Source organism: Kribbella sp. NPDC051770 (genome assembly GCF_040681455.1).
GTDB lineage: Bacteria > Actinomycetota > Actinomycetes > Propionibacteriales > Kribbellaceae > Kribbella.
In genome coordinates, this window is record NZ_JBFAYT010000005.1 from 515,676 (window position 1) to 539,240 (window position 23,565).

At 70.5% G+C, this 23,565-nt stretch carries 20 protein-coding genes; 10 read left to right on the top strand and 10 right to left on the bottom strand.

Annotation, left to right across the window (positions count from 1 at the left end):
• Positions 1–44 precede the first annotated feature (44 nt).
• From AB0M01_RS20140 to AB0M01_RS20155, 4 genes are all read left to right on the top strand, one after another.
• Positions 45–710: a DUF1365 domain-containing protein gene (locus tag AB0M01_RS20140; RefSeq protein WP_363671514.1), complete on the top strand. Its 666-nt coding sequence runs from the start codon at positions 45–47 to the stop codon at positions 708–710.
• The gene (locus tag AB0M01_RS20145; protein WP_363671516.1) at positions 707–1,933 is read left to right on the top strand and encodes a cyclopropane-fatty-acyl-phospholipid synthase family protein; all 1,227 of its coding nucleotides are present in this window, start codon (positions 707–709) and stop codon (positions 1,931–1,933) included. Before AB0M01_RS20140 ends, AB0M01_RS20145 begins: the two co-directional genes overlap by 4 nt.
• Position 1,934: 1 nt before the next feature.
• A complete protein-coding gene (locus AB0M01_RS20150) occupies positions 1,935–2,666 on the top strand; it encodes an SDR family NAD(P)-dependent oxidoreductase (protein WP_363671518.1) in 732 nt (243 codons plus the stop codon).
• A gap of 253 nt (positions 2,667–2,919) precedes the next feature.
• Entirely contained in the window at positions 2,920–5,562 is a 2,643-nt protein-coding gene (locus AB0M01_RS20155; protein WP_363671520.1) for a family 78 glycoside hydrolase catalytic domain, read from the top strand.
• On the opposite strand, the gene trmB is transcribed toward AB0M01_RS20155, so the two are convergent.
• From trmB to AB0M01_RS20170, 3 genes are read right to left on the bottom strand one after another with little or no spacing between them, the layout of a single operon-like run.
• On the bottom strand, positions 5,543–6,244 hold the full coding sequence (trmB, locus tag AB0M01_RS20160; protein WP_363671522.1) for a tRNA (guanosine(46)-N7)-methyltransferase TrmB: 702 nt from the start codon (positions 6,242–6,244) through the stop codon (positions 5,543–5,545). The genes AB0M01_RS20155 and trmB overlap by 20 nt on opposite strands.
• A gap of 46 nt (positions 6,245–6,290) precedes the next feature.
• Positions 6,291–6,806: a SigE family RNA polymerase sigma factor gene (locus AB0M01_RS20165; protein WP_363671525.1), complete on the bottom strand. Its 516-nt coding sequence runs from the start codon at positions 6,804–6,806 to the stop codon at positions 6,291–6,293.
• Positions 6,807–6,860: 54 nt separating this feature from the next.
• Positions 6,861–9,827, bottom strand: coding sequence for a bifunctional [glutamine synthetase] adenylyltransferase/[glutamine synthetase]-adenylyl-L-tyrosine phosphorylase (locus tag AB0M01_RS20170; RefSeq protein WP_363671601.1), 2,967 nt, complete (start codon positions 9,825–9,827; stop codon positions 6,861–6,863).
• A gap of 222 nt (positions 9,828–10,049) precedes the next feature.
• On the opposite strand from AB0M01_RS20170, the gene AB0M01_RS20175 reads away from it, so the two are divergent.
• Complete coding sequence (locus tag AB0M01_RS20175; RefSeq protein ID WP_363671527.1) at positions 10,050–10,514, top strand: hypothetical protein; 465 nt, start codon at positions 10,050–10,052, stop codon at positions 10,512–10,514.
• Positions 10,515–10,582: 68 nt separating this feature from the next.
• The gene (locus AB0M01_RS20180; RefSeq protein WP_363671529.1) at positions 10,583–10,936 is read left to right on the top strand and encodes a hypothetical protein; all 354 of its coding nucleotides are present in this window, start codon (positions 10,583–10,585) and stop codon (positions 10,934–10,936) included.
• 47 nt (positions 10,937–10,983) lie between these two features.
• Here AB0M01_RS20180 and AB0M01_RS20185 read toward each other — a convergent pair whose 3' ends face one another.
• Both AB0M01_RS20185 and AB0M01_RS20190 read right to left on the bottom strand, forming a co-directional pair.
• Positions 10,984–14,607: a PQQ-binding-like beta-propeller repeat protein gene (locus AB0M01_RS20185; RefSeq protein ID WP_363671531.1), complete on the bottom strand. Its 3,624-nt coding sequence runs from the start codon at positions 14,605–14,607 to the stop codon at positions 10,984–10,986.
• The gene (locus AB0M01_RS20190; protein WP_363671534.1) at positions 14,604–15,683 is read right to left on the bottom strand and encodes a HupE/UreJ family protein; all 1,080 of its coding nucleotides are present in this window, start codon (positions 15,681–15,683) and stop codon (positions 14,604–14,606) included. The genes AB0M01_RS20185 and AB0M01_RS20190 overlap by 4 nt, the downstream gene beginning before the upstream one ends.
• Positions 15,684–15,780: 97 nt before the next feature.
• Between AB0M01_RS20190 and AB0M01_RS20195 the strand changes: the two genes are divergently transcribed.
• Positions 15,781–16,383 (top strand): peptidylprolyl isomerase, encoded by a 603-nt coding sequence (locus AB0M01_RS20195; protein ID WP_363671536.1) that lies wholly within the window; start codon positions 15,781–15,783, stop codon positions 16,381–16,383.
• Positions 16,384–16,400: 17 nt separating this feature from the next.
• Here the strand turns inward: AB0M01_RS20195 and glnA are convergent, their stop codons facing one another.
• Positions 16,401–17,741: a type I glutamate--ammonia ligase gene (glnA, locus tag AB0M01_RS20200; RefSeq protein ID WP_363671538.1), complete on the bottom strand. Its 1,341-nt coding sequence runs from the start codon at positions 17,739–17,741 to the stop codon at positions 16,401–16,403.
• A gap of 124 nt (positions 17,742–17,865) precedes the next feature.
• Between glnA and AB0M01_RS20205 the strand changes: the two genes are divergently transcribed.
• A complete protein-coding gene (locus AB0M01_RS20205; RefSeq protein ID WP_363671541.1) occupies positions 17,866–18,270 on the top strand; it encodes a hypothetical protein in 405 nt (134 codons plus the stop codon).
• Here the strand turns inward: AB0M01_RS20205 and AB0M01_RS20210 are convergent.
• Both AB0M01_RS20210 and AB0M01_RS20215 read right to left on the bottom strand, forming a co-directional pair.
• On the bottom strand, positions 18,196–19,116 hold the full coding sequence (locus AB0M01_RS20210) for an HTTM domain-containing protein (RefSeq protein ID WP_363671544.1): 921 nt from the start codon (positions 19,114–19,116) through the stop codon (positions 18,196–18,198). The genes AB0M01_RS20205 and AB0M01_RS20210 overlap by 75 nt on opposite strands.
• Positions 19,116–19,586: a hypothetical protein gene (locus AB0M01_RS20215; protein ID WP_363671546.1), complete on the bottom strand. Its 471-nt coding sequence runs from the start codon at positions 19,584–19,586 to the stop codon at positions 19,116–19,118. The genes AB0M01_RS20210 and AB0M01_RS20215 overlap by 1 nt, the downstream gene beginning before the upstream one ends.
• A 46-nt stretch (positions 19,587–19,632) precedes the next feature.
• Between AB0M01_RS20215 and AB0M01_RS20220 the strand changes: the two genes are divergently transcribed.
• Entirely contained in the window at positions 19,633–19,995 is a 363-nt protein-coding gene (locus tag AB0M01_RS20220) for a nuclear transport factor 2 family protein (RefSeq protein WP_363671548.1), read from the top strand.
• A gap of 40 nt (positions 19,996–20,035) precedes the next feature.
• Positions 20,036–21,853 (top strand): DUF2207 domain-containing protein, encoded by a 1,818-nt coding sequence (locus AB0M01_RS20225; RefSeq protein ID WP_363671550.1) that lies wholly within the window; start codon positions 20,036–20,038, stop codon positions 21,851–21,853.
• 79 nt (positions 21,854–21,932) lie between these two features.
• Here AB0M01_RS20225 and AB0M01_RS20230 read toward each other — a convergent pair whose 3' ends face one another.
• Entirely contained in the window at positions 21,933–22,310 is a 378-nt protein-coding gene (locus tag AB0M01_RS20230) for a hypothetical protein (protein ID WP_363671552.1), read from the bottom strand.
• Between the two features lie 45 nt (positions 22,311–22,355).
• The gene (locus AB0M01_RS20235; RefSeq protein WP_363671554.1) at positions 22,356–23,516 is read right to left on the bottom strand and encodes a DUF418 domain-containing protein; all 1,161 of its coding nucleotides are present in this window, start codon (positions 23,514–23,516) and stop codon (positions 22,356–22,358) included.
• Between the last annotated feature and the right edge of the window lie 49 nt (positions 23,517–23,565).

A 23,565-nucleotide genomic window follows, 5' to 3' on the forward strand; every position in this document is an offset into this window, starting at 1 on the left:
TCCTGCCCGCGATCGTCCCGGGCCACGTCAGCCACTCGCGCCGGGTGCCGAAGCGGCACCGGTTCCGCTACCGCACGTACCAGTGGCTGGTCGACGTCACCGATCTCCCGCGCCGCGGCTGGCTCGGGTCGTTCCGCGCGTCCGACCACCTCGGCGACGGGCAGCGCTCGATCCGCGAGAACGTCGCGCGCTTCACCGCGGCCCACGGCGTACAGCTCGCGCCGGACGACCGGGTCGTGATGCTGGCCAACGCGCGCACGTTCGGCTACGTCTTCGACCCGCTGACGGTCTTCTGGTGCCTGACCGCCGCCGGCGACCTGCGCTGCGTCGTCCTCGAGATCCACAACACGTACGGCGAACGCCACGCCCAGCTCGCCACCGCCGGCCGGTTCAGCCTGGACAAGGAGTTCTACGTCTCCCCGTTCTTCACCGTCGACGGCCGGTACGACGTGACGCTGCGCGTCACCCCCGATCAGGTGGCGGTCGCGATCGATCTGCACCGGCAGGACCGGCGGGTCTTCTCCGCGGCCTTCACGGGGCGGCCGCGGCCGGCCGGGCGGCGCGCTGTTCTCGCGACGGTCGCGCGCCACCCCTTCGTCACCCACCAGATCGCAACCCTGATCCGGGTCCATGGAGTGTGGCTGTGGCTGCGCCGGTTACCGGTGGTCCACCGCCGCCCGCACGTCCCACCGGAAGGAGTCGCCCGATGAACGCCACCCCCGCGGCCGCGCCGCCGGAAGCCGTCGATGCCGAGCGCTGGCCCGACGTCGCCCAGGCCCCCCGAAGCCCGCTGCGGGCGGCTGCCGCCCGGCAGATCCTGCGCGGCGCCGTCCGGGACCTCGAGGTCGAGGTCGCCCTCCCCGACGGCCGCCGGCTCGGCCGCGGCGGCCCGACAATGGAGATCGTCTCCGACGCGTTCTTCCACCGGATCGGCGCCGACCTGAAGATCGGCTTCGGCGAGTCCTACCTGGCCGGCGACTGGCGCGCCGCCCCCGGCACCGACCTCGCCGAGCTGCTCACCGTCTTCGCCCGCAAACTCAGCACCCTCGTCCCGCCCACACTGCAGCGCTTCCGCAAGCTGATCGAGCAGCGGATGCCCAGCGCCGAGCTGAACGACCGCCAGGGCGCCCGCTCGAACATCGCCCGCCACTACGACCTCTCCAACGACCTCTTCGCGACCTTCCTCGACCCGACGATGTCGTACTCGTCAGCACTCTTCGACGGCACCGACGACCTCGAGCAGGCCCAGGTCCGCAAGATCGACAACGTCCTCGACCTGGCCGGGGTCCAGCACGGTTCGCACGTGCTGGAGATCGGCACCGGCTGGGGACAGCTCGCGATCCAGGCCGCGCGCCGCGGCGCGACCGTCACCTCGGTGACGCTGTCCACCGAGCAGCGCGACCTGGCCCGCAAGCGGATCGCGGAGGCGGGCGTCGAGGCGACGGTCGAGCTGCGCGACTACCGCGACGTGGAGGGCCGGTACGACGCGGTGGTGAGCGTGGAGATGATCGAGGCGGTCGGCGAGCGCTATTGGCCGGAGTACTTCGCGACCGTCGACCGCCTGCTCGTCCCGGGCGGGCGGTTCGGTCTGCAGGCGATCACGATGCCCGACGACCGGCTGCAGGCGACCCGGCACGCGCAGGGCTGGATCCACAAGTACATCTTCCCCGGCGGCCTGATCCCGTCCGAGCCGGCGATCGACCGCTCGGCCGGCAACCTCGCCGTCGTCGACCGGCTCGCGTTCGGCCCCGACTACGCCCGGACGTTGCGGTTGTGGCGGGACCGCTTCACCGCGCAGGCGCCGGCCGTCGACGCCCTCGGCTTCGACCACGTCTTCCGCCGGATGTGGGAGTTCTACCTCGCGTACTCCGAAGCCGGCTTCCGCAGCGGTTACCTCGACGTCGTCCAGCTCGCCCTGACCAGGAGGACCTGACATGGATCTCAACGGCCGCAAGATCTGGGTCGTCGGTGCCTCGTCCGGCATCGGCGCCGCCCTCGCCCAGGAGCTGAACGCGCGCGGCGCGCAGGTGGCGATCTCGGCCCGCCGCGAGGACAAGCTGAAGGAGGTCGCCGGGCGCGACCTGACCGTCTGCCCGATCGACGTCACGGACAGCGACTCCGTCCTGCGCGCGACCGACACGGTGATCCGCCAGCTCGACGGCCTCGACATCGTCGTCTTCAGCGCCGGCTACTGGGCGCAGATGGACGAGTTCGACGCCACCAGCTTCGGCAAGCACCTCGACGTCAACCTGCGCGGCCTGGCCAACACCCTGGAGTCCGTGATCCCCAGGCTCCGCGGCGGCGGCATGATCGTCGGCATCGCGTCGGTCGCCGGTTACCGCGGCCTGCCCGGTGCCGAGGCGTACGGCGCGACGAAGGCCGCCCAGATCAACCTGCTCGAGGCCCTGCGGGCCAAGCTCCGCCCCGACGGCATCGACGTGCTCACCGTCTGCCCGGGTTTCGTCGAGACCGAGATGACCGAGACGAACTCGTTCCCGATGCCGTTCATCATCAAGCCCGGCCAGGCCGCGCAGGCCATCGCCGACGGCATCGAGCGCCAGTCGGCCCGGATCGTCTTCCCGTGGCCGATGGCCGTCCTGATGCGGTTCGCCAAGCTCGTCCCGGACCGGCTCTGGGCGCTCGCGCTCACGCCTGGGCGCGGCTGACGGCAGCCTGCCGTAGCGAGCAGGTGCCCGGTGCGGTAGCTCGGCGTGCTGGCGTGAAGGCCTCGATGTTTTTCCATCGTGGCCTTTGCGCCAGTGCGCCGAGGTGCCGTGCCGGGTGCCGCGCAGTAGGCAGGATGCCGTCAGCCGTGCCCAGGATCCTGATCTGTCCAGATGTGGTCACGGGTGTTGCCCCGATCGGGGGCAGGTACGTACGGTCCTCCGGGACCTACCGCCTGACGTGAGGAGCCCGCCCGTGGCCACACCAGCTTTCCCGGACGGCTGGGCCCCCGGTGGACCCCTCGACGTGGCGAAGCTCACGGTCGAGTACGCCGAGCAGCCGCTCGGCCTCGACGAGCAGCACCCTCGCCTCGCCTGGGTCGCTACCGCGCCCGGCCACGGCGCCGCGCAGTCGGCGTACCAGGTGCTTGTCGCCAGCAGCCCGGAGCTGCTCACCGAGGAGCACGCCGACGTCTGGAACACCGGCAAGACCCCCGGCGACACCATCCAGGTCGAGTACGACGGCCCGCAGCTCCAGCCGCGGACCCGCTACCACTGGGCCGTCCGCCTCTGGGACGGCCTCGACCGCGAGAGCCGCTGGAGCCGCCCGGGCTGGTTCGAGACCGCGCTGCTCGACGAGGGCTGGCAGGACGCCCGCTGGATCGGCGCCTCCACCGAGGCCGCTCCCCTGCTCCGCCGTACGTTCGCACTGACCAGCCCGGTCGCCCGCGCCCGCCTCTACGTCAGCGGCCTCGCGTACGCCGACCTGCGCCTCAACGGCCAACCAGTCACCGACGCAGTGCTCGACCCGGGCTTCACCGACTACGACCGCACGGTCCTCTACGTCACCCATGACGTCACCGACCTCCTGACCACCGGCGACAACGTCCTCGGCGCAGAGCTCGGCCGCGGTTTCTACGGCCTCACCACGCCGAACGTCTGGCGCTGGCACCAAGCCCCCTGGACCGGCGACCCGCGCCTGCTCGCCCGGCTCGTTGTCGACCACGAGGACGGCACCACCACCGAGCTCCACTCGGACACCAGCTGGCAGGTCGCCGGCGGCCCGACCGTCTCCGACAGCCTGTACGCCGGTGAGACGTACGACGCCCGCCTTGCCCGGCCCGGTTGGGACACGGCCGCCTTCGACGCCTCGACCTGGTCCCCCGCGCTGGAGCTCCCGGCCCCGAAGGGCACGCTCCGCGCTCAGCAGCACGAGCCGATCCGCGTCGTCGAGCAGGTCCGCCCGACGGAGATCACCAGCCCGCACGCCGGCACCCAGGTGGTCGACTTCGGCCGCACCAGCACCGGCTGGGTCCACCTCCGCGCTGAGGCACCCGCAGGCCGCAGCATCACGCTGCAGTACGGCGAGACCCTCGCCGCCGACGGCCAGGTGGTCGCGGTCAGCGAGCACGTCGAGGGCCGCTTCCAGCGCGACGAGTTCATTGCCTCTGGCAACGGTGTCGAGAGCTGGGCGCCGCGCTTCTCGTACAAGGGTTTTCGCTACGTCCAGGTCACCGGCGCCGACGCGGCCGAGCTGACCCTGCAGGTGGTGCACTCCGACGTCCGCCCGGCCGCGCGGTTCAGCTCCGACGTCGAGCTGTACGCCTGGGCCGAGGGCGCGATGCGCCGGACCGTGCTGAACAACCTGCACGGCATCCCGACCGACACCCCGATGTACGAGAAGAACGGCTGGACCGGTGACGCCCAGGTCGGCGCGCCGACGATGATGGCGCAGCTCGACCTGTCCCGGTTCTTCACCAAGTGGCTGGGCGATCTGCGCGACAGCCAGACCGCCGACGGGCAGCTCCCGGTGATCGTGCCGACCGGTGACTGGGGCTACACCGAGCTGGCTCCGGCGACCGAGTGGCCGACCGTCTACCCGTTCCTGCTCCGCGAGATGCACCGCTGGTACGGCGACACCCGGCTGCTCCGCGACCACTGGGACGCCGTCCTGCGCTACGTCGACTGGGAGCTGGCCCGGGTCGAGGACGGCCTGTCGGTCAGCGTTCTCGGCGACTGGCTCCCGCCCGGCTACCCGGACGGCCCGGCCCCGGAGGACCGGCGCCTCACCGGTACGGCGTACCTGCATCGTGCGATCACGGCGGTGATCGAGATCGGCGAGCTGATCGGCGCCGAGGACCACCTCGATCGGTTGCGCAAGGCAACGGCTGAGCTGGCCGACGGACTCAACCGCGAGTTCCTCGACCGCGCGGCCGGCCTCTACCGGACGGCCACCGACCCCGACTACCGGCAGACCTCGAACGCGATACCGCTCGCCTTCGGCCTGGTCCCCGACGAGCTGGTCGAGCAGGTCGTCACCAACCTGGTCAAGGAAGTCGAGGCCCGCGACCACCACCTGAACACCGGCTGCCTCGGCGTCGGCGTCCTGCTGCCCGTGCTGACGAAGTACGGCCACGCCGACGTCGCGGCGAAGGTCGCGCAGCAGCGCACCTACCCGAGCTGGGGCTACTGGTACGACGAGGGCGCCGACACGATGTGGGAGCGCTGGGAGGCCGACAGCCGCTCGCGCAACCACTACTTCCAGGGCACGGTCGTGCAGTGGCTGCTGGAGAACGTCGCCGGCGTCCGCAACCTCGGCAACGGCTGGGAGCGAATCCTGGTCCGCCCGGACGCCCGCGCCGGGTCAGCGCAGACGTCGCTGCGCTCCGACACCGTCCGCGGCCGGGTCTCCACGGCCTGGCGCCAGGTCGGCCGGGTGCTGCACATCGAGATCCAGGTCCCGGTCGGCAGCACCGCCGAGGTGCACCTGCCGGCCGAGCAGGTCACCGACGTCACCGCCGTACCGGCCCCGTACGCCGGGGAGCCGGTGTGGGCCGACGGGTACGCGGTCTACACGGTCCCGTCAGGGCACTGGTCGTTCACGAGCCGGACGGCGTGACCTTGCTGTAGAGCAGGTCGCGGCAGATCCGCCCCTCGGTGTGCGCCCGGGACTCGAACTTGGTCAGCGGGCGCCACGAAGGCCTCGGCGCCCAACCGTCGTGCTGGTTGGCGAGCTGCGGCTCGGCGGCGCAGATCTCGAGCATCTCGTCGGCGTAGTCGGCCCAGTCCGTGGCCAGGTGCAACGTCCCGCCCGGTCGCAGCCGGGACGCGACCAGCGCGACGAACGGCGCCTTCACCAGGCGGCGCTTGTTGTGCCGCTTCTTCTGCCACGGGTCCGGGAAGTAGATCCGGACGCCGTCCAGCGTGTCCGGCGCGACGTGGTCGCGGAGGAAGTCGAGCGCGTCGCCGTGCAGCAGCCGGACGTTGTCCAGCTCGTTCTTCTCGACCGCGAGCATCAGCTGCCCGAGGCCGGCCGGGTAGACCTCGGCGGCCAGGTGATTCACCTCAGGAGCAGCGGCGGCGAGCTGCGCGGTCGCCTCGCCCATGCCCGAGCCGATCTCCAGCACCACCGGCGCAGTGCGGCCGAACCAGGCGTCCAGGTCGAGGATCCCGGCGGGCAGGTCCTCCAGCTTGCGGCCGAACTCGGACCAGTGCGTCTCCCAGACCCGCTGCTGCCCGACCGTCATCCGTACGCTGCGCCGGACGTGACTGAACACGCCTGGCTGCCTGACCTGGTCCACCTCTTGCACTGAAACAAACTCCGCCACCGGTACAAGGTACAGGTGGCTACGCGGGCCTCCGGTAGTCGAGCAGCACCGGGTCGCCCCGCAGCCGAGCCAGCGCCCGGCTGGTCTGACTCTTGATCGTCCCGACCGCGCACCCCACCTCGGCCGCCGTCTCCGCCTCGCTCAGATCGACCAGGTAGCGCAGCACGACCACCGCCCGCATCCGTCCCGGCAACCGCTCCAGCGCGGCGACCAGCACCTCGTCGCGCTCGATCCGGTCGTACTGGTCGACCAGCACCGGCCGGGCCGGCAGCTCCTCGGTCGGGAACTCCAGCTTGCCCTTCTTCACCCGCCAGTGCGCCCGGCAGGTGTTCACCAGCACCTGCCGCACGTACGCGTACGGGTCGTCGCCGTAGATGGTGTCCCAGGTCCGCCAGCACTTGGCCAGCGTGGTCTGCACCAGGTCCTCGGCCAGCCCGCGATCCCTCGTCAACGCGTACGCCGCACTGAGCAGCGCGCCGTACCGGTCTGACACGAACTCCGTGAAACTCTCCGCACTCGTCCCCACCCTCACCACCCCCAGAAGGATCAGGGTGGCGGAGGCCGCTTACAGCGTTCTTTCACCGAGCTGTTACTCGCCCCAGAACAGGTGATCCACCACGTTCCGTGCCCGCCGGGTCAACCGAAGGTAGTCGTCCGAGAACCTGCTCGTCTGCCCCGGCGGGTATCCACAGATCTGCGCCACCGCGGCCAGATCGCGCGGATCCCGCGGCAACGAATCCCCCGGCCGCGCTCTGGTCAGCATGATCGCGTTCCGGATCCGCGACGCCCGCTGCCAGGCCGCCCGCAGTACGTCGGCGTCCCGGCGCTCGAACAGCCCTTCCTCGACGGCCACCCGCAACGCCGCGAGCGTCCGCGTCGTCCGCAGCCCTTCGACGCGGTGCGCCTCCCGCAGCTGCAGCAGCTGGACGGTCCACTCGATGTCGGCGAGGCCACCGCGCCCGAGCTTGGTGTGGGTCGCGGGATCGGCACCCCGCGGCAGCCGCTCGGCGTCGACGCGCGCCTTGATCCGCCGGATCTCCATCACGTCCCGCTCCGGTACGCCGTCCGCCGGGTAGCGCAGCGGGTCGATCAGGTCCCGGAACGCCTGGCACAGCTCGGCGTCGCCGCACAGCGGGTCGGCGCGCAGCAACGCCTGCGCTTCCCAGACCGCCGACCAGCGCGCGTAGTACGACGCGTACGACGCCAGCGTGCGGACCAGCGGCCCCTGGCGGCCCTCCGGCCGCAGGTCGGCGTCGATCGCGACGGCCGGGTCCGCGCCCGGCAGCGACAGCAGCCGGCGCAGCTCGGTCGCGGCCTGGGTGGCGAAGTCGGTCGCCGCCTTCTCCGATGCCCCCGGCAACGGGTCGTGCACGAACATCACGTCGGCGTCGCTGCCGTAGCCGATCTCGTGACCGCCGAACCGGCCCATCGCGACGATCGCGATCCGGGTCGGCTCGTCACCGCCCTTCGCGACCGTCCGCCGGGCCACCTCGAGCGCGCTGGTCAGCGTCGCCGCGGTGATCGTGGTCAGCGCCTCGCCGACCTGCTCGACCTCCAGCAGGTGCGACAGGTCCGCGGCCGCGACCCGGAACAGCTCGCGCCGCCGGACCGCGCGGATCGCCGCGACCGCGGCCTCCGGCTTGTCCTGCCTCCGGGCGGCGGCCGACATCTCGGTGAGCAGCGCATCGGCAGCCCGCGGAACCAGCTCGCGCTCGTCGGCGAGCATCGCGGTCGCCTCGGGGGCACGCTGCAGCAGGTCGACGGCGTACCGGCCGCTGGCGAGCAGGTGGGCCAGGCGTTCGGCGGAGGCGCCCTCGTCGCGGAGCTGCCGCAGGTACCACGGGGTGGAGCCGAGCGTGTCGGAGATCGTCCGGAACGCGAGCAACCCGGCGTCCGGGTCCGGCGACTCGGCGAACCAGCCGAGCATCGCCGGGAGCAACGCGCGCTGGATCGAGCTGCGCCGCGACACCCCTCCCGACAGCGCCTCGATGTGCCGCAGCGCGGACGCCGGGTCGGCGTACCCGAGAGCGGTCAGGCGTTGCTTCGCCGCCTCCGGGGTGAGCCGGACCTCCTCGCCGGGGATCTTCGCGACGGCGGCCAGCAGCGGGCGGTAGAACAGCTTCTCGTGCAGGCGCCGGACTTCGAGCGCATGCTTCTTCCACGCCTTGGTCAGGTCGGTGACCGGGTTCTTCGTGAAGCCCAGCGAGCGGCCGAGGCGCCGCAGGTCGTCCTCGTGCTCGGGGACGGAGTGCGTCCGGCGCAGCCGGTACAGCTGGATCCGGTGCTCCATCGAGCGCAGGAACCGGTACGCGTCGGCCAGTGCGGCGCCGTCGGTGCGGCCGACGTACCCGGAGCTGGTCAGCTGCTCCAGCGCGATCAGCGTCGTCCCGCTGCGGACGGTCTCGTCGCTGCGGCCGTGCACGAGCTGCAGCAGCTGTACGGCGAACTCGACGTCGCGCAGACCGCCCGGGCCGAGCTTCAGCTGGCGGTCGACGTCGGCCGCGGGGATGTGGTCCACGACGCGTTGGCGCATCGCCTGCACGTCGTCGACGAAACCCTCGCGGTCGGCCGCGGACCAGACCAGGCCGGCCGTCTGGTCGGCGTACGCCTGACCGAGCTCGGCGTCGCCGGCGATCGGGCGGGCCTTGAGCAGCGCCTGGAACTCCCAGGTCTTCGCCCAGCGCTGGTAGTAGGCCAGGTGGCTGTCGAGGGTGCGGACCAGCGGGCCCGACTTGCCCTCGGGGCGGAGCGCGGCGTCGACCGGCCAGAGCGTGCCCTCGGCGGTGTGCGCGGAGCAGATCCGCATCGCGGCCGAGGCGAGGTGGGTCGCGGTCTTCAGCGCGGGGGCCTCGTCCTCGCCCTCCAGCGGCTCGGCGACGAACAGGACGTCGACGTCGCTCACGTAGTTCAGCTCGCGGCCGCCGCACTTGCCCATGGCAATCACCGCGAGCCGGCAGTCGGCGGCGCCGGGGTGCTGGCGGAAGTAGTCGTTCCTTGCGATCCGGAGAGCTGTCTCCAGGGCGCCGCCGGCCAGGTCGGCGAGGACCGCGGCGGTCTCGTCGACGACCAGGCCCTCGGCGAGGTCACGGGCGGCGAGGCGGAGCAGGAGGCGGCGGTACTCGATGCGCAGGGCATCGACCGGGTTGTCGTCGTCGACCGCGAGAGCGAGGCGGGCGGCGACGTCGTCCGGGGTCGGGTTGCTGCCCGCGAGCGCGGGGTCGGCGAGGTCGTACCAGTGCCGCGGGTGGACGGTGAGGTGCCGGCCGAGCGCCTCGCTGGCGCCGAGCACGCAGCACAGCCGGCGGCGGAAGTCGTCGTCCATGTCGAGCGTGCGGGCGAAGGCGGCGACGTCGTACTGGTTCTGGTGCAGCGCCTCGGCCAGACCGAGCAGGTGCAGCAGCGCGAGATCGGGGTCGGCCGACTCCGACAGCGAGGTGATCAGCTGCTCGGTGGACATCGGCGTGTGCTCGTCCAGCCGGTCGAGCTCCTGGAGCATCGTCGAGGCGCGCTGGGGATCCGCGAACCCCCGACGGACGAGCTGGCCCTCACTGGACACCTTCCGCGACTCCGCCACCCCCGCAGGCTACCGGCCCACCCCTTGGGCGCCTTGAACACCATCCGGGGCGCCGGCACAGGTCACAGCCTGTCCGCGGCACCACGTTGGTGTTCAAGCCCCCGGGAGACGCACGACCACAGATCGCGGTGGGATTGCGGAGGGATCACGGCCAACACACGGAGTGGCTGGCCAAAACTGTCTGTGACGGGCATGATCTGGTCCATGGTCATGATGACGGGGTCGCTCGCTGTTCGGGGCACGGTGGTCTGGTTGACGCCCCAGCAGGGCGGGCGAGTGTCCGGGCCCCCCGAGCCGGACTACGACTACGACTACACAGCCACCGCGTACCTACCACCACGCACGGCCGAGGACGGGCAGGTGGGGATCGCGCTGCGCCGCTTCGCCCCCAGCGCCTGGCGCTCGGCGGCCGAGGGCATCCTGGTCCCGGCCCAGAACCACCGAGCCCAACAGGTCGTCCCCGGCTGCATCGTCGTCGTCACCGAAGGCGTCCGCCCGGTCGGGCTGTTCACCGTCGAAGAGGTCAACGTCTTGGCCGCGGACGGAACAACGGTGCCCGAGGCAACACCGGTCCCACCCACGGCACTCAGTACGCCGTACCGCCACTCCACCGCGGCAGCCCGCTGGCAGGACAACCCACCGGAAGTGGTCCTCACCACAACCCAGTAGAACCGGACTCCGGTGACGCGCCCGGATGCCAGGATGACGGCCCACGTCATTCTGCGAAGGGATCCCCGATGCGCGTTCTCGCTGTCCTTGCCCTGGGCACCACTCTGGTCGCCGCCCCGCTCACCGCTGCCACCGAGGCAGTCGCGGCGACCTGGCCGTCCTGCGTGAAGGTGGTCCGCACCAAGCTGAACAACGACGGCTGGACCGACTACAAGTGGGTCGTCGACGTGACCAACAACTGCAGCAGCGGGATCAGCTACAACGTGGTGCGGAACGGGTCGTCGGACTACGGGTACCGGGATGTTGCCGCGGGCAAGCGTGGGAGCACCTACACCGGGAAGCTCTCGTTCGGGCACGACGCGTCGAAGCCGGACGGCGTGAAGATGTACTACAAGGGCACCAAGTACAACAAGACGTTCTGAGCAGCTGAAACGGCCGGCTCCCCGCAGCGGGGAGCCGGCCGTTCGACTCAGTAGGCGAACTGGTCCAGTACGCCGAACTTGTCGGCCGCGCCGCCGTTGGAGGCGACGACGATGCGGCGGCTGATGGTGTGGCTGCCGCCCGGGGGCAGGTCGAGCTTGAACTTGCTCATCGTGAAGTTGGACTGCGAGTAGCCGGTGAAGGCGCCGCTGGTGGCGGAGTACACCAGGCCGTAGGTCTCGTTGTCCGCGGTGGTGCCGCTCTGGCCGATCCAGCGCTTCGCGGTCGGGACCTGGCTGAACGGGCCGCCGCTGGTGACGACCGGGAAGCCGGCGACGGCCGAGCGGGAGCCGGTGCCGTCGTGGTCGATCGCGTCGCCGGCCCAGACCGACAGGGCCGCGCCGGTGCCGTTGGTGAAGGTGGTGTCGGCGGTGATGAAGGACTCGTCAGGTGTCGCGGTGAACGTCGTGACCACCTCGAGCTCGGGGTGCTCGGCCGACGTACCGGTGACCTGAACGACCGCCTTCTCGCCGGAGTTCTCGGTGATCTTCACCTCGGTCGAGCGGACCTGCAGCTGCTGCCACGCGTTCCCACCGACCGGCTCGGCGGTCGAGACGTAGGGCAGGTTGATCCAGTCGAGCTGATCCGGCTGGCCGGTCAGCGCGAGGTCGAGGACCTTGCCCGTGGTCGACGGGCTGAGCTGCGGGTCGTTGTAGACCTTGGCGATCGCCATCGCCAGCTTCTTGTTCTCGATCACCACGTCCCCCGGTCCACCCTCGACCAAGCCGCTCGGCAGCCGCTTGCCGATGCTCGCGTCGACGTTCACCGGGCTGACCTCGAGGTCGATCCCGGTCGCGCCACCGGCGCCGACCGACAGCTCGCGCGCCGCCGTCGCGTACCCGAGCTGCGCCACCTGGATGGTGTACGTGCCCGCACCGTTCGGCAGCCCGACCCGGTAGTTGCCCGCGGCATCGGTCGTGGTGCGGCCGATCGCCGTCCCGTCCTTGACCACACTGACCGTCGTGCTGGCGGCCGGCGCACCGTCCGCCTTCAGCGTCACCTGGCCGGACACGACCGGCCACGGCGCCGCCGCCGTACCGCCCGGCGTGAAGGCGTACAGGTTGCCGTCGAACGCACCCGCGACGACGGTGTTGCCCGAAACCGCAGGTCCCGCCGACACCCAGGTGCCGATGTTCTGCGACCACAGCGGCTGCCCCGTCCGCGCGTCCAGGGCGTAGAACCCGCCGCTGTTCGCCCCGACGAAGAGGGTGTTGCCCGACAGGGCCGGCGAGGTGAACGAACCACCCCGGTACTGCGAACCCGGCAGCAGCTGGTCCCAGATCACCGCGCCGGTGGTGGCGTTCAGCGCCGTCACCGCGCCGCTCGGGAAGGACATGTACACGGTGTTGCCGCTGAGCGCGGCGGCCGACGGCGTCGCACCGCTGCTGACCAGCGACGGGTGCGTGCTGGTGTAGCTCCAGAGCACCCCACCGGTGGCGCCGTCGCGCGCGACGATGCCGTTGTTCGACCCGATGAACACCTTGCCGCCGCCCGCGGTCGGGATGCCGTCCTGCCAGCCGCCGAGGGTGTCGGTGCCGGTCCAGAGCTTCTGGCCGGTCTTCAGGTCGTACGCGATCACGATGCTGCCGTCCTGGTTGCCGACGTACACGCGACCGTCGGCGACCGCGGGAGTGCCGTCGCTCATCGTGTTGCCGGCCATCGGCGAGCCCCAGATCCGCTGCCCGGTCTTCGCGTCCAGCGCGAGCAGGATGCCCGCGGCGGCCTCACCGAACCGGGTCTGGAACGGGAACAGCACCTTGCCGTCGGCAACCGTCACGCCGTAGTACCCGTAGGTGCGCTGGTTGTTGCCCTCCGGCGCGGCCTCCGGGTCGTTGCGCCACTTCAGCTTGCCGGTCCTGGCGTCCAGCGCGAACAGCGTGCCGCGCAGGGTCGGGACGTAGACGAGCCCGTCGGAGACCGCGACGCTGCCGTGCACCGACGACGGGACGTCGTAGCTCCAGATTCTCTTGCCGGTGGCGAGGTTCACCGCGTGCACCTCGCTGTTGCCCTCACCGTTCTCGTCGCGGGTGCCGGCGTACACGACGCCGTCGACGATGGCCGGCGAACCGGTCAGGAAGGTGCCCTTGGTCCGGTACGACCACGCGAGCCGCTGTCCGGCCGCGATCGCGTCGGCCGCGACCCCGCTGTGCGACGAGTCGCCGTGGTGCTGGTTCCAGTTCGCGCCCGCGACCGGCTTGATCGCCTTCTCGGTGGTCAGCGTGAACTTCGACGTCCCGGTCCAGGTCGCCTTGGTCTTGTCGGCCGCCTCCACCTCGAGGGTGTGCTTACCGGCCTTCACGTTGCCCGGCAGGTCGGCGTACCAGGTGAACTCGCCGGTCGGCGAGAGCTGCTTCCAGCCGCCGTTGTCGATCCGGTAGCGGACCTTCACCGGCGCGTCGGTGGTGTCGTAGGCGTTCACCTGGATGCCGGGGAACTTGTCCAGCGGGACCGAGGTGCCCGGGGCCGGCGACACGATCGTCAGATCCTTCTCGGCGCCGTAGATCCGGAACGGGTTGTCGAAGGACTTGTTGTCCATGTTCACGAACCGGAACCCGCGCGGCGAGTTGTCGATCGTGTACGACGAGGAGACGGTCTGGATGTGCTTCGCCGTCTTCGCGAAGGCGCTGTTCGGCTCCACGTCGTTGGAGTGCTCGTGGCCGACCAGGATCAGCTCGGCCTTGTACTGCTCGAGCACCTTGCCGAACTCGTCGTACACCGACGGCGAGCCGAACGGCACGTTCATCGGCTGGTGGGTGAGCACCACCAGGTGCTTGCCGCGCTTGACGTTCTGCGCCAGGTCGGCCTTGACCCACTCCAGCTGCTCGGCGAACGGCGCGGCGCCGTTGTTCTCCAGCACGATGAAGTGCCGGTCGCTGTAGTCGAAGGAGTACCACTCGGGACCGACATGCTTGCGGTAGTTGTTGATCCGCGCCGCGTACGTCGCACCGGCGGCGTACTCGTGGTTGCCGACGGCCGGCCAGACCGGGACCTTCGAGTTCGCGGTCGACGACTTGTAGAACTCGAACTCCGCGTCGGTGGCCGAGTTGGTCAGGTCGCCGCTGACCTGGATGAAGGCCAGGTCCTGCTTGGTCGAGTTGATCTCGGTGATCTGCTCGGGCAGCTGCGCGTTCACGTGCGGGTCGGCGACGTTGCCGAAGGTGAACCCGCCGTCGGCGGACTTCTTGTCCTTGCGCAGCCCGAAGTTCACCTCCCGGGTGTCACCGGCGGCCAGCTGGCCGAGGTTGCGGAAGAACTTCGGGGTCATGTTGTCGTCGGTGCCCACCGAGTAGCCCGACGGCTGGGTGACGAAGACCAGGTCGACGTCCCGGCGCTCGACGTCGGAGGAGAAGCTGTAGTGCCCCTGCTTGTCCGTGACGACCAGCTGCTGACCGTCGGACACGGTCACGCCGGCCAACGGGGTCTCGTTGTTGTCGATCCGGTTGTCGTTGTCACGGTCCTCGAAGACCGTGCCGGAGATGGTCGCGCTGGGCGCGTCGACCGCGTCCGCGATCACCCCGGTGAGGGGAACGCCGATCACCAGCGCGGCCAGGCCGCCGGTGACGCCGTACAGGACTCTGTGCCACCGGGTGGTGGGTGGACGATCGCTCGTCATGCCAGGAAGAACCTTTCTACGAACCAGAAGGTGCCGAAGGCGGCGACGACCCCTGTCGCCGAGCGGACCACCGGAACCGACCATCGGGTCCGGCGAACGAGGAGGACCAGCGGGAACACGGCCAGCAGCAGCAACGCCTGGCCGGTCTCGATGCCGACGTTGAAGCTGAGCAGCGAGACGAGCAGTTCCGGGCTGACCTGGTCGGTGATGCGCAGCGAGCCGGCGAAGCCGAGCCCGTGCAGGAGACCGAATCCGAAGACCACCGGCAGCCGGTGGCGGGTGGAGCCGAGCAGGTTCTCGACCGCGACGAACGCGATCGACAGCGCGATCAGCGGTTCGACGACGATCGCCGGGACGGTGATCCCGCCGAGCAGCGTCGAGACCAGCGTGACGCTGTGCGCGACGGTGAACATCGAGGTGACCTGGAGCAGGCTCTTGAAGCTGGTCGCGCCGAGGATCAGTGCGACCACGAAGAGGACGTGGTCGAGGCCGAGCAGGATGTGCTCGACGCCCATCTTGCCGAACTGGAAACTGGACGACGCCATCGTCGAGTCCCCGACGGTGAAGTCGTGGTGACTGCGGTCGAAGACGGTCCGTCCGGAGTCGTTGCCGAAGTGGTACTCGACCAGGTTGGTGTGGTCGTCGGCGACGGCCTCGACGTCACTGAAGACGGAGTACTGCAGGCGCCAGGTGCCCTGGTCGCCCGCGCAGGAGAAGCGCAGGCCGAGTTCGGCGTACGGCGTACTGGCGCGATTGCCGATCGACGTGGTGGCCAGCTCGGGTTCGCAGGCCGCGCCGTCGAGGGAGACGATCACGCGGTCCTGCAGGTAGGTCTGGAGCGTCGGCTTGGCGTTGTCGAGCGCCTTCGCGCGCTGGCCGTCGTCAGTGGCGGGCTCGCCGAGGTCGACAGCGCGAGCCAGTACGGCGTACTCGAGGCTGAGCTGGAAGTTCACCTGGCTGCCGTCCTGGGTGACGGTCGCGTAGCCGGTGGAAGCGATCACGTGCGCGGACGCGGCCGTGGTGCCGGCCACGGCCAGGCCGGCGAGCAGCGCGAGGAAGGTCAGCAGACGACGCATGGGCCGAATCCCATGCGACGTTGATGACTGGTCAGGAAACTATTTACCAACAGAACAAAATCATCCGAAACCGACACTCAGTGTTACCGTGGTCACTATGCGTCAATGGCAGCGGGTCGTTGCGATCGTCGTGGTAGCCACTCTCGTGTTCGCGCTGGAAGGCTGGATCGCCAGCGCGGCACCGCCGTTCTTCGGCAAGTGCAGCTACAACCGGACCGGCGCCCCGGCGCCCGTGCGGCCGCCGTACTCGCTGGCCCCGACGATGGGCGTCGTGAAGGCGACCGTGACCACCACCGCGGGCGCGGTCGAGCTGCGGCTGGACCGGGACAACGCGCCCTGCGCGGTGCACAGCTTCGGGCACCTCGCGCTCGGCGGCTTCTACACCGGGGCTCCCTGCGGGCGGCTGACGCCGCTGCTGCTGGAGTGCGGACCGGCCGAGGCCGGCTTCCGGTACCCGGCGGAGCTGACCGGGAAGGAGAAGTACCCGCGCGGCACGGTCGCGATGGTGCCGGACGGCGCCGGGCAGAACGGGCCGCGGTTCTTCTTCGTGCACCACGACGCGCCGCTGCCGCCGGTCTTCACCGTGGTGGGCCGGGTGGTGGCCGGGATGGACGTGATCGACCGCGTCGCGGCGACCGGCTGTGGTCCCGGTGAGCAGCCGAAGACCCCGGTGTCGATCACCGGGGTCACCATCGGCTGAGCCTCAGAGGCTGAGCTTCACAGGACGGGCAGCAGCTTGTTCAGCTCGAACGGCGTGACCTGCTTGCGGTAGTCCTGCCACTCGACCCGCTTGTTGCGCAGGAAGAAGTCGAAGACGTGCTCGCCGAGCGTCTCGGCGACCAGCTCACTGTCCTCCATCGCGTGGATCGCCTCGGCCAGGCTGTTCGGCAGCGGCTTGATCCCGAGCGCGCGGCGCTCCCGGTCGGTCAGCGACCAGATGTCGTCCTCGACCTCGCGCGGCAGCTCGTAGCCCTCCTCGATCCCCTTCAGCCCGGCCGCGAGCATCAGCGCGAAGGCCAGGTACGGGTTCGCGGCGGAGTCCAGCGAGCGGAACTCGACCCGGCTGGACTGGCCCTTGTGCGGCTTGTACATCGGCACCCGGACCAGCGCGCTGCGGTTGTTGTGCCCCCAGGAGATGAACGACGGCGCCTCGTCGCCGACCGCGAGCCGCTTGTACGAGTTCACCCACTGGTTGGTGACCGCGGTGATCTCGGCCGCGTGCTGCAGCAGGCCGGCGATGAAGGCCCGCCCGGTCTTGGACAGCCCGTACTGCGCACCGCCCTCGAAGAACGCGTTCCGGTCGCCCTCGAACAGCGACATGTGAGTGTGCATGCCCGAGCCCGGCTGGTCGCTGAGCGGTTTGGGCATGAACGAGGCGTAGATGCCCTGGCTGAGCGCGACCTCCTTGACCACCACCCGGAACGTCATGATGTTGTCCGCGGTGGACAGCGCGTCGGCGTACCGCAGGTCGATCTCCTGCTGGCCCGGGCCGCCCTCGTGGTGGCTGAACTCGACCGAGATGCCCATCGACTCCAGCATCGTGATCGCCTCGCGGCGGAAGTCGTTGCCGATGCCCTGCGGGGTGTGGTCGAAGTAGCCCGAGGAGTCGACCGGTTCGGGGTAGGTGCCCGGGGCGCCGGTCAGCGACTTGAACAGGTAGAACTCGATCTCGGGGTGGGTGTAGAAGGTGAAGCCGAGGTCGGCCGCCTTCGACAGGGTCCGCTTCAGCACGTGCCGCGGGTCGGCGAACGAGGCCGAGCCGTCCGGCATGTTGATGTCGCAGAACATCCGGGCGGTGCCCATCGTCTCGCCCCGCCAGGGCAGGATCTGGAACGTCGACGGGTCCGGCTTGGCCAGCATGTCGGCCTCGGTGACCCGGGCGAACCCCTCGATCGCCGACCCGTCGAACCCGATCCCCTCGGCGAACGCGCCCTCCAGCTCGGCCGGGGCCACCGCCACCGACTTCAGGAAGCCGAGCACGTCGGTGAACCAGAGCCGGACGAACCGTACGTCGCGCTCCTCGAGCGCGCGCAGCACGAACTCCTGCTGCTTGTCCATCGGCGGTTCCACCTCTCCTCGAGCGCGTCTGTTCCGGAGCCTCACACAGTGTGCCCCGGCTCTGTTAAGCAGACGTTACGTGCCGCTCGCGACAATGCCGGTCATTGGGCCTAAGGTTGCGCCGGTGCAGACGATTTTCCACACCGCGCTGGCCGTCGCCGCGCTGCTCTGCATCAGCGACCTGCTGCTCAGCACCGGGCGCTTCGTCCGGTCGCTGCAGCGCAGGCGACCCGCCGAGCTCGACGTCCTGGGCCGCCGCTGGCTGCCGATCCCGGAGCTGGGCTACGGCATGTTCGCGTTCTGCTGCCCGGGCCTGGTCACCCTCGGCCTGACCCACGACGACGACTTCCTGCCGACCAAGCAGATCCTGCTGGCCGCCCTGGTCTTCGGGTACGCCGGTGCCGTGCTCTCCCGCGTCGTCCGTACGCCGGGCCCGGGCGGCCGCCGCTTCCGGCTACGCGCCGGGCTGCTGCTGGGCCTGCCGGCTCTCTTCGGGCTGGTCTTCGGGCTCTCCGGCGTCGCCACCTGACTTCCTGCGCCGCTGGAACCACGGCACGATCCGCTCCATCGGCGCGAAGGCCAGCCAGCAGACCACGGTCGGCAGGAAGTGGATCAGCAGGATCGCGGTGTTCGCGACGTGGAAGCCGATGAAGAACAGCGCGCCGAGCAGCTGCCAGCGGCCCTTCAGCCAGAGCACCAGCGGCGACAGGAACTCGCCGATGATCCCGACCCACTGCATCACGTGCAGCAGCCACGGGTGGTGCAGCAGCCACTCGCCGACCGGGTGCGGCCGGCGCACGATCGCCCAGGTCAGGATCGCGCTGCCCGGCCAGGTCAGCGCCCAGCCCGCGCTGCGCAGCTTCGCGACCGCCGACAGGAAGTACGTCGCGATCACGCTGATCTGCACGCAGCGGACCGCCCAGCCCGCCGCCTCGGAGGTGGTCTGGTCGGCGTACACGGAGCCGGTGCGGTTCTTGTTCGGCGCGACGGTCGGGAGCACCCAGAGCGCGATCACCAGCGCGAGGTGGTCGTGGTCGACCTTGCCGTCGCTCATCCCGATCAGCACCCACCAGGTGAACGCCGGCGCGACCACCCAGCCGGCCAGCCGCGGCAGCCGGTTGGAGGCGCCGAGGAGGCAGAACACGATCAGTACGACGTACAGGGTGGTGGTGTTGGCGACCGAGGGCTTCGGGAGGTCGAAGAGGCGGGCCAGGAACAGCGGCTGGTAGAGGCCGGGGTGCTCGCCCTTGAGCCGGGTGTCGCGGACGAACGCGTGCATGTCGAGGATGACGAACAGGTAGAGGATCGTCCGCAGCCAGGCGATCCGCGCCAGCGCGATCGTCGGGGTGAACCAGTTCGCGGCCTTGGTCAGCATCAGCGCACCTGCCAGGTCGCCAGCGTCTCGGCCTTCGGCGGCCCGTCGACGCGTCCTTCGACCAGCTGCGTGGTGTCGCGGATCAGCTCCAGCTTCACGTACTTCGGCTGGTCGGGGTGCTTGCGCGCCCACCCGTCGGCGACCTGCTGCAGCAGTGAGGGGTCCTTCACGATCTCGCCGGTTCGCGCCTCGATCTCGGCCCGCGCGACGCCGGCGCCCTCGATGTTCAGCGGTACGTCGACCGACGTCCCCGCGTCGGTCTGCGCCTGGATCCGGGTGAAGGTGATCGAAGCGTCGTCCGGCACGGTCATCGCGTACTGCGACATCGGCCCGAACGGCCAGGCGTCGTCCGACATCCGCACCGACCCGTTCACCAGCAGCACGACGCCGACCGCCGCCACCACGACCCGCACCGTCTTCCCGACCCGGCCGAGCCGCAGCCCTCCATCACCCGTTGTCACGCTCGTCATTACACACCACGCCCGGTTCGGCCATCGAACTGAGAAGATCTCGGGTATGGCGACGATTCAGGAAGTGGCGGAGGCGTTCTCGCGGCACCGCTTCTCGCAGGTGTACCCGTTCCTGCACCCGGAGGTGACCTGGACGCTGGTCGGTGCGGCGAAGCTGGAGGGCCAGGACCAGGTCGTGCAGGCGTGCGAGACGGCACTGGCCGGGCTGGCCCGGACGACGACGCAGTTCCTGCGGTTCAAGACGATCGCCAACGCCGACTCGGTCGCGGTCCAGGCGGTGGCCCGGTACGTCGACACCAAGTGGCAGTCGTCGTTCGTGTCGTCGTGCGACCTGTACGAGTTCACCCAGGGGCACCTGACCTCGATCACGTCGTACACGGCAGAGATCGATCCCGACACAATCACCTAACAGCTGGAACCCGCCCCAGGGCGGTCGCATCTACACAGGCATGAACAGCCGACGGTGGTGGGCCCGGGCCCTGGTGGTGGTTGCCGCGTCATGTGCCGCGCTGCTCGCGGCTCCCGCGCCGCAGGTCTACGCGGCCTCGTCGCCGACCGCGAGCGAGCAGGTCGACGCGTTCACGATCAACTACCGCGTCGACCGCGACGGGACCGTGCAGGTCACAGAGACGATCGTCTACCGGTTCGGTGACAGGTCGGACCGGCACGGGATCTACCGCGACTTGATGGTCCGCGAGCCGTCCGGCGACCACGAGGACCAGCGGTACGACGTCAGCGACGTGAAGGTGAGCAGCCCGACCGGCGCCGACACCACGCTGAAGCAGGAGGACGTGCTGCTCGGCAGCAACCGGACCAAGGCTCTGCGGCTGCGGATCGGGTCGCCGGACAACACAGTCACCGGCGACACCGCGACGTACGTGATCGACTACCGGCTGCGCGGCGCACTGCGGTCGTTCGGCGATCACGACGAGCTGTACTGGAACGCGACCGGCCGGCACTGGGACGTTCCGCTGCACAAGGTCGAGGTGACCGTCGACGTGCCCGGCGGCGTACAGCGTGCGGCCTGCTACGCCGGTGGGCTCGGCGCTAAGACCCCGTGCGAGCGGTCGGCGGTCGCCGACGGGCGGGCGACGTACACGCAGGGCACGCTGACGCTCGGGCAGCAGCTCACGATCGTCGCCTCGATCAACCCGGGCGAGGTCAGCAACGCCGTACCGATCTTCGAGCCCCGCGCGTCGATGACGACGACCGGTCTGCTGCAGACGCTCGGCGGGATCCTCGGGCTGATCGTCCTAGCGACCGGCGGGCTGCTGCTGTTCTTCCGGTGGAACGGCCGAAGGACCGGTACGCCGGTGACCGAGCCGCCCGCGATCAGTGTCGCCGAGGCGCGGTTGCTGACCCACTCGATCGTCGACGCCGAGGCCACGCAGGCGACGCTGCTGGAGCTGGCGCTGCTCGGCGCGATCCGGATCGAGAACGACGACGAGTCCGACGACAACACGGTCGTGCTGGTCGACGTGGCCGCCGCGACCCGCGACCACCACCTCGCTCTGCTCAAGGGACTCTTCCCGCTGCTCAACCCCGGCACCAGCATCCGGCTGCACCGCCGCGCGCGGGAGAACCGCCGGCTGCTCGACGCGCAGACCGCGATGATCCGTGCGCTGCGCGCCGAGGTCGCCACCAAGGACTGGTTCGCGAAGCTCCCGTCGGCGTCGCGCAAACCGCCGGTGCTCGGCCGGAAGCAGCGCTTCATCCCGATCTTCCTCGGCGTGCTCGGCCTCGCGCTCGGAGCGTTCGTCGCGAGCCGGATCAGCCTCGCGATCTCGGAGCGTCCGGTCGACGGGCTGCTGGTCTTCGCGGTGCTCGTGATCGCCGCCGTCGCGCTGTCCGTCGTACGCCGGACGGCCTCGCGCGGCCGGCTCGCACCGGCCGGGCGCGAGCTGGTCCGCGACCTCCGCTCGCTGCAGCGCTACCTGACGAAGGCCCGCGCCGAAGACCTCACCGACCGGCAGCTCGCCGAGTTGTTGCCCTGGGCCATGGTCCTGGACCGCGGCGACCGCTGGGAGGAGCTGATCGACGGCGGCGACCACGTCAGCGTCTTCAGCGCGGCCGGGATGTTCCGGGCCGGCCGGTTCCGCCGCGGGGTCGCGGTGTTCATGGCCGGCACCCTGGTCGGCGGATCCGGTACGGCGTACGGGGCGGACACCTGGCGGTACGGCGGCGACACGGGCGGCAGCGACTCAGGCTTCGGCGGCGGCGCCGGGGCCGGCGGCGGAGGCGGCGACGGGGGCGGCGGGTCCTGGTGATCAGCTGGGTCGCCGGGGACCAGCCGCCCAGCGTCACCTGGTGGTCAGGCGTGCGGCCGGGCTTTGGTCTCCAGCAAGCTCAGCCGTCGAGCCGGGTGAGGTGCAGCGCGACCGGGCTGGTCGTGCCGATCCACACCAGCTGGGCGTGCGTGTCGGCGCTCGTCACCGATCGCAGCCCGGGGACGCCCTCGAAGGTGCCCTCGATCGACCGCGGCAGCAGGTGGTCGAGGACCTCGGCGACCTCCGGCCCGTCCTGCCACTCGACGCGTGCCGTGGACGGGTTGGTCTGCCACAGGTCCACCCAGGTCGCGCCGTCCGCGCCGAACAGCCGGGTGCGCAGGACGTCGGAGACCAGTCCGAGCAGCGTCGCCGCGGGGGTCGCGACGAGGTTGAGCAGGTGGCGTTCGTCGTCCGACAGGTCGGGCAGCGTCGGCTGGTCGGCAAGGCTGAGGTTCACGTCGTACTCCGTGCTGGTGGTTCCGGCTGGTCTGCGGATCGTCGGTCACCGCCGTACCGGCCGACGACTCGACACGCCGGTGCGGTAGGTGGTCCTGCGAATCAGCAGCTCGAACGGGCCGCGGTGGCCGGCCCGGCGCATCCGGTCGGCGAGCAGCACCGAGAGCATCCAGGTCGCCGTCGCGAGCAGCGCTGTCGTTGCCACCGTCAACGTGTCCGACAGGTCCAGCAGGTACGACGTGAAGACGATCGTCCAGACCACCGACTGCATCAGGTAGCAGGTCAGTGATCGTTGCCCGGTCGCGGCGATCGCCTCGGTCACCCGGCCCCGGCGGACCCGGGTCGCGATCAGCACGATCAGCGCGGCGTACCCGAGACCGCCGATCGTGCCGGTGGCGTCGTGCAGCGGGCCGATCAGCGTGAGTCCGTCACCGCTGGGCTTGTCGATCACGCGGGCCAGGGTCAGCGCGACCGGCTGCGCGCCGAGCACGGCGATCGCGATGCCCGCGACGGCGGTGGCCCTGAGCAACCGAAGGTGCTCGGCCGGGCGCTCCAGGATCCGCCGGCGGCCGGCCCACAGGCCGATCAGGAACGGCGGCAGGAAGCCGATCGGCCCGAGCAGCGCGATCACCGGGTGCACCAGGATCCGGTGCGCGAACTGCGACCCGAGGTCCGGCGGCAGCATCGCGGCGTCCGGTGCGTCGGAGCTGATCGACAGCGAGGTGTCGCCCGGCAGCGCGGTCAGCGCGAGCACCAGCGCCGCGACGGCGAACAACCAGCGGTCCTTCCAGCGGATCGCCCAGACGCCGAGGAACAGCAGCACGCCGTACGCCGCGAGGATGTCGCCGACGTACAGCAGCATCGCGTGCAGGAAGCCCAGCACGATCAGCACCGCGCTGCGCCGCCAGAGCAGGAAACGGGTCGCCCAGGCGGTCCCGGTCTGGCGCCGGACGATCTGCGCGACGCCGTACCCGAAGAGCAGGCCGAACATCGGGAACGCCCGCCCGTCGACGAACGTCGCGATCAGCCAGGTGACGCCGCGGTCGATCGCCGACCCGTCCTGTGGGAAGCCGCCGAGCACCGAGGAACCGCGGAGGAAGTAGTGCGAGTTGGCCAGGGCGATGAACAGCAGCATGAAGCCGCGGGCCAGGTCCGGGCCCAGCGCGCGCTCGGCGACAGCGGTCGGTCCTTGCTGGTTGATCGTCATGTTCTCAGTGAATCCGCGGCGCTCGATCCGTTCGTCGGCGAAAAGTATT

Bases quoted from the DNA above. Each gene is read 5' to 3' on its own strand.
- AB0M01_RS20145 (WP_363671516.1), top strand. From the start codon at position 707: ATGAACGCCACCCCCGCGGCCGCGCCGCCGGAAGCCGTCGATGCCGAG.
- AB0M01_RS20150 (WP_363671518.1), top strand. From the start codon at position 1,935: ATGGATCTCAACGGCCGCAAGATCTGGGTCGTCGGTGCCTCGTCCGGC.
- AB0M01_RS20175 (WP_363671527.1), top strand. From the start codon at position 10,050: ATGGTCATGATGACGGGGTCGCTCGCTGTTCGGGGCACGGTGGTCTGG.
- AB0M01_RS20180 (WP_363671529.1), top strand. From the start codon at position 10,583: ATGCGCGTTCTCGCTGTCCTTGCCCTGGGCACCACTCTGGTCGCCGCC.
- AB0M01_RS20185 (WP_363671531.1), bottom strand. From the start codon at position 14,607: ATGACGAGCGATCGTCCACCCACCACCCGGTGGCACAGAGTCCTGTAC.
- AB0M01_RS20190 (WP_363671534.1), bottom strand. From the start codon at position 15,683: ATGCGTCGTCTGCTGACCTTCCTCGCGCTGCTCGCCGGCCTGGCCGTG.
- AB0M01_RS20195 (WP_363671536.1), top strand. From the start codon at position 15,781: ATGCGTCAATGGCAGCGGGTCGTTGCGATCGTCGTGGTAGCCACTCTC.
- glnA (WP_363671538.1), bottom strand. From the start codon at position 17,741: ATGGACAAGCAGCAGGAGTTCGTGCTGCGCGCGCTCGAGGAGCGCGAC.
- AB0M01_RS20210 (WP_363671544.1), bottom strand. From the start codon at position 19,116: ATGCTGACCAAGGCCGCGAACTGGTTCACCCCGACGATCGCGCTGGCG.
- AB0M01_RS20215 (WP_363671546.1), bottom strand. From the start codon at position 19,586: ATGACGAGCGTGACAACGGGTGATGGAGGGCTGCGGCTCGGCCGGGTC.
- AB0M01_RS20220 (WP_363671548.1), top strand. From the start codon at position 19,633: ATGGCGACGATTCAGGAAGTGGCGGAGGCGTTCTCGCGGCACCGCTTC.
- AB0M01_RS20225 (WP_363671550.1), top strand. From the start codon at position 20,036: ATGAACAGCCGACGGTGGTGGGCCCGGGCCCTGGTGGTGGTTGCCGCG.
- AB0M01_RS20235 (WP_363671554.1), bottom strand. From the start codon at position 23,516: ATGACGATCAACCAGCAAGGACCGACCGCTGTCGCCGAGCGCGCGCTG.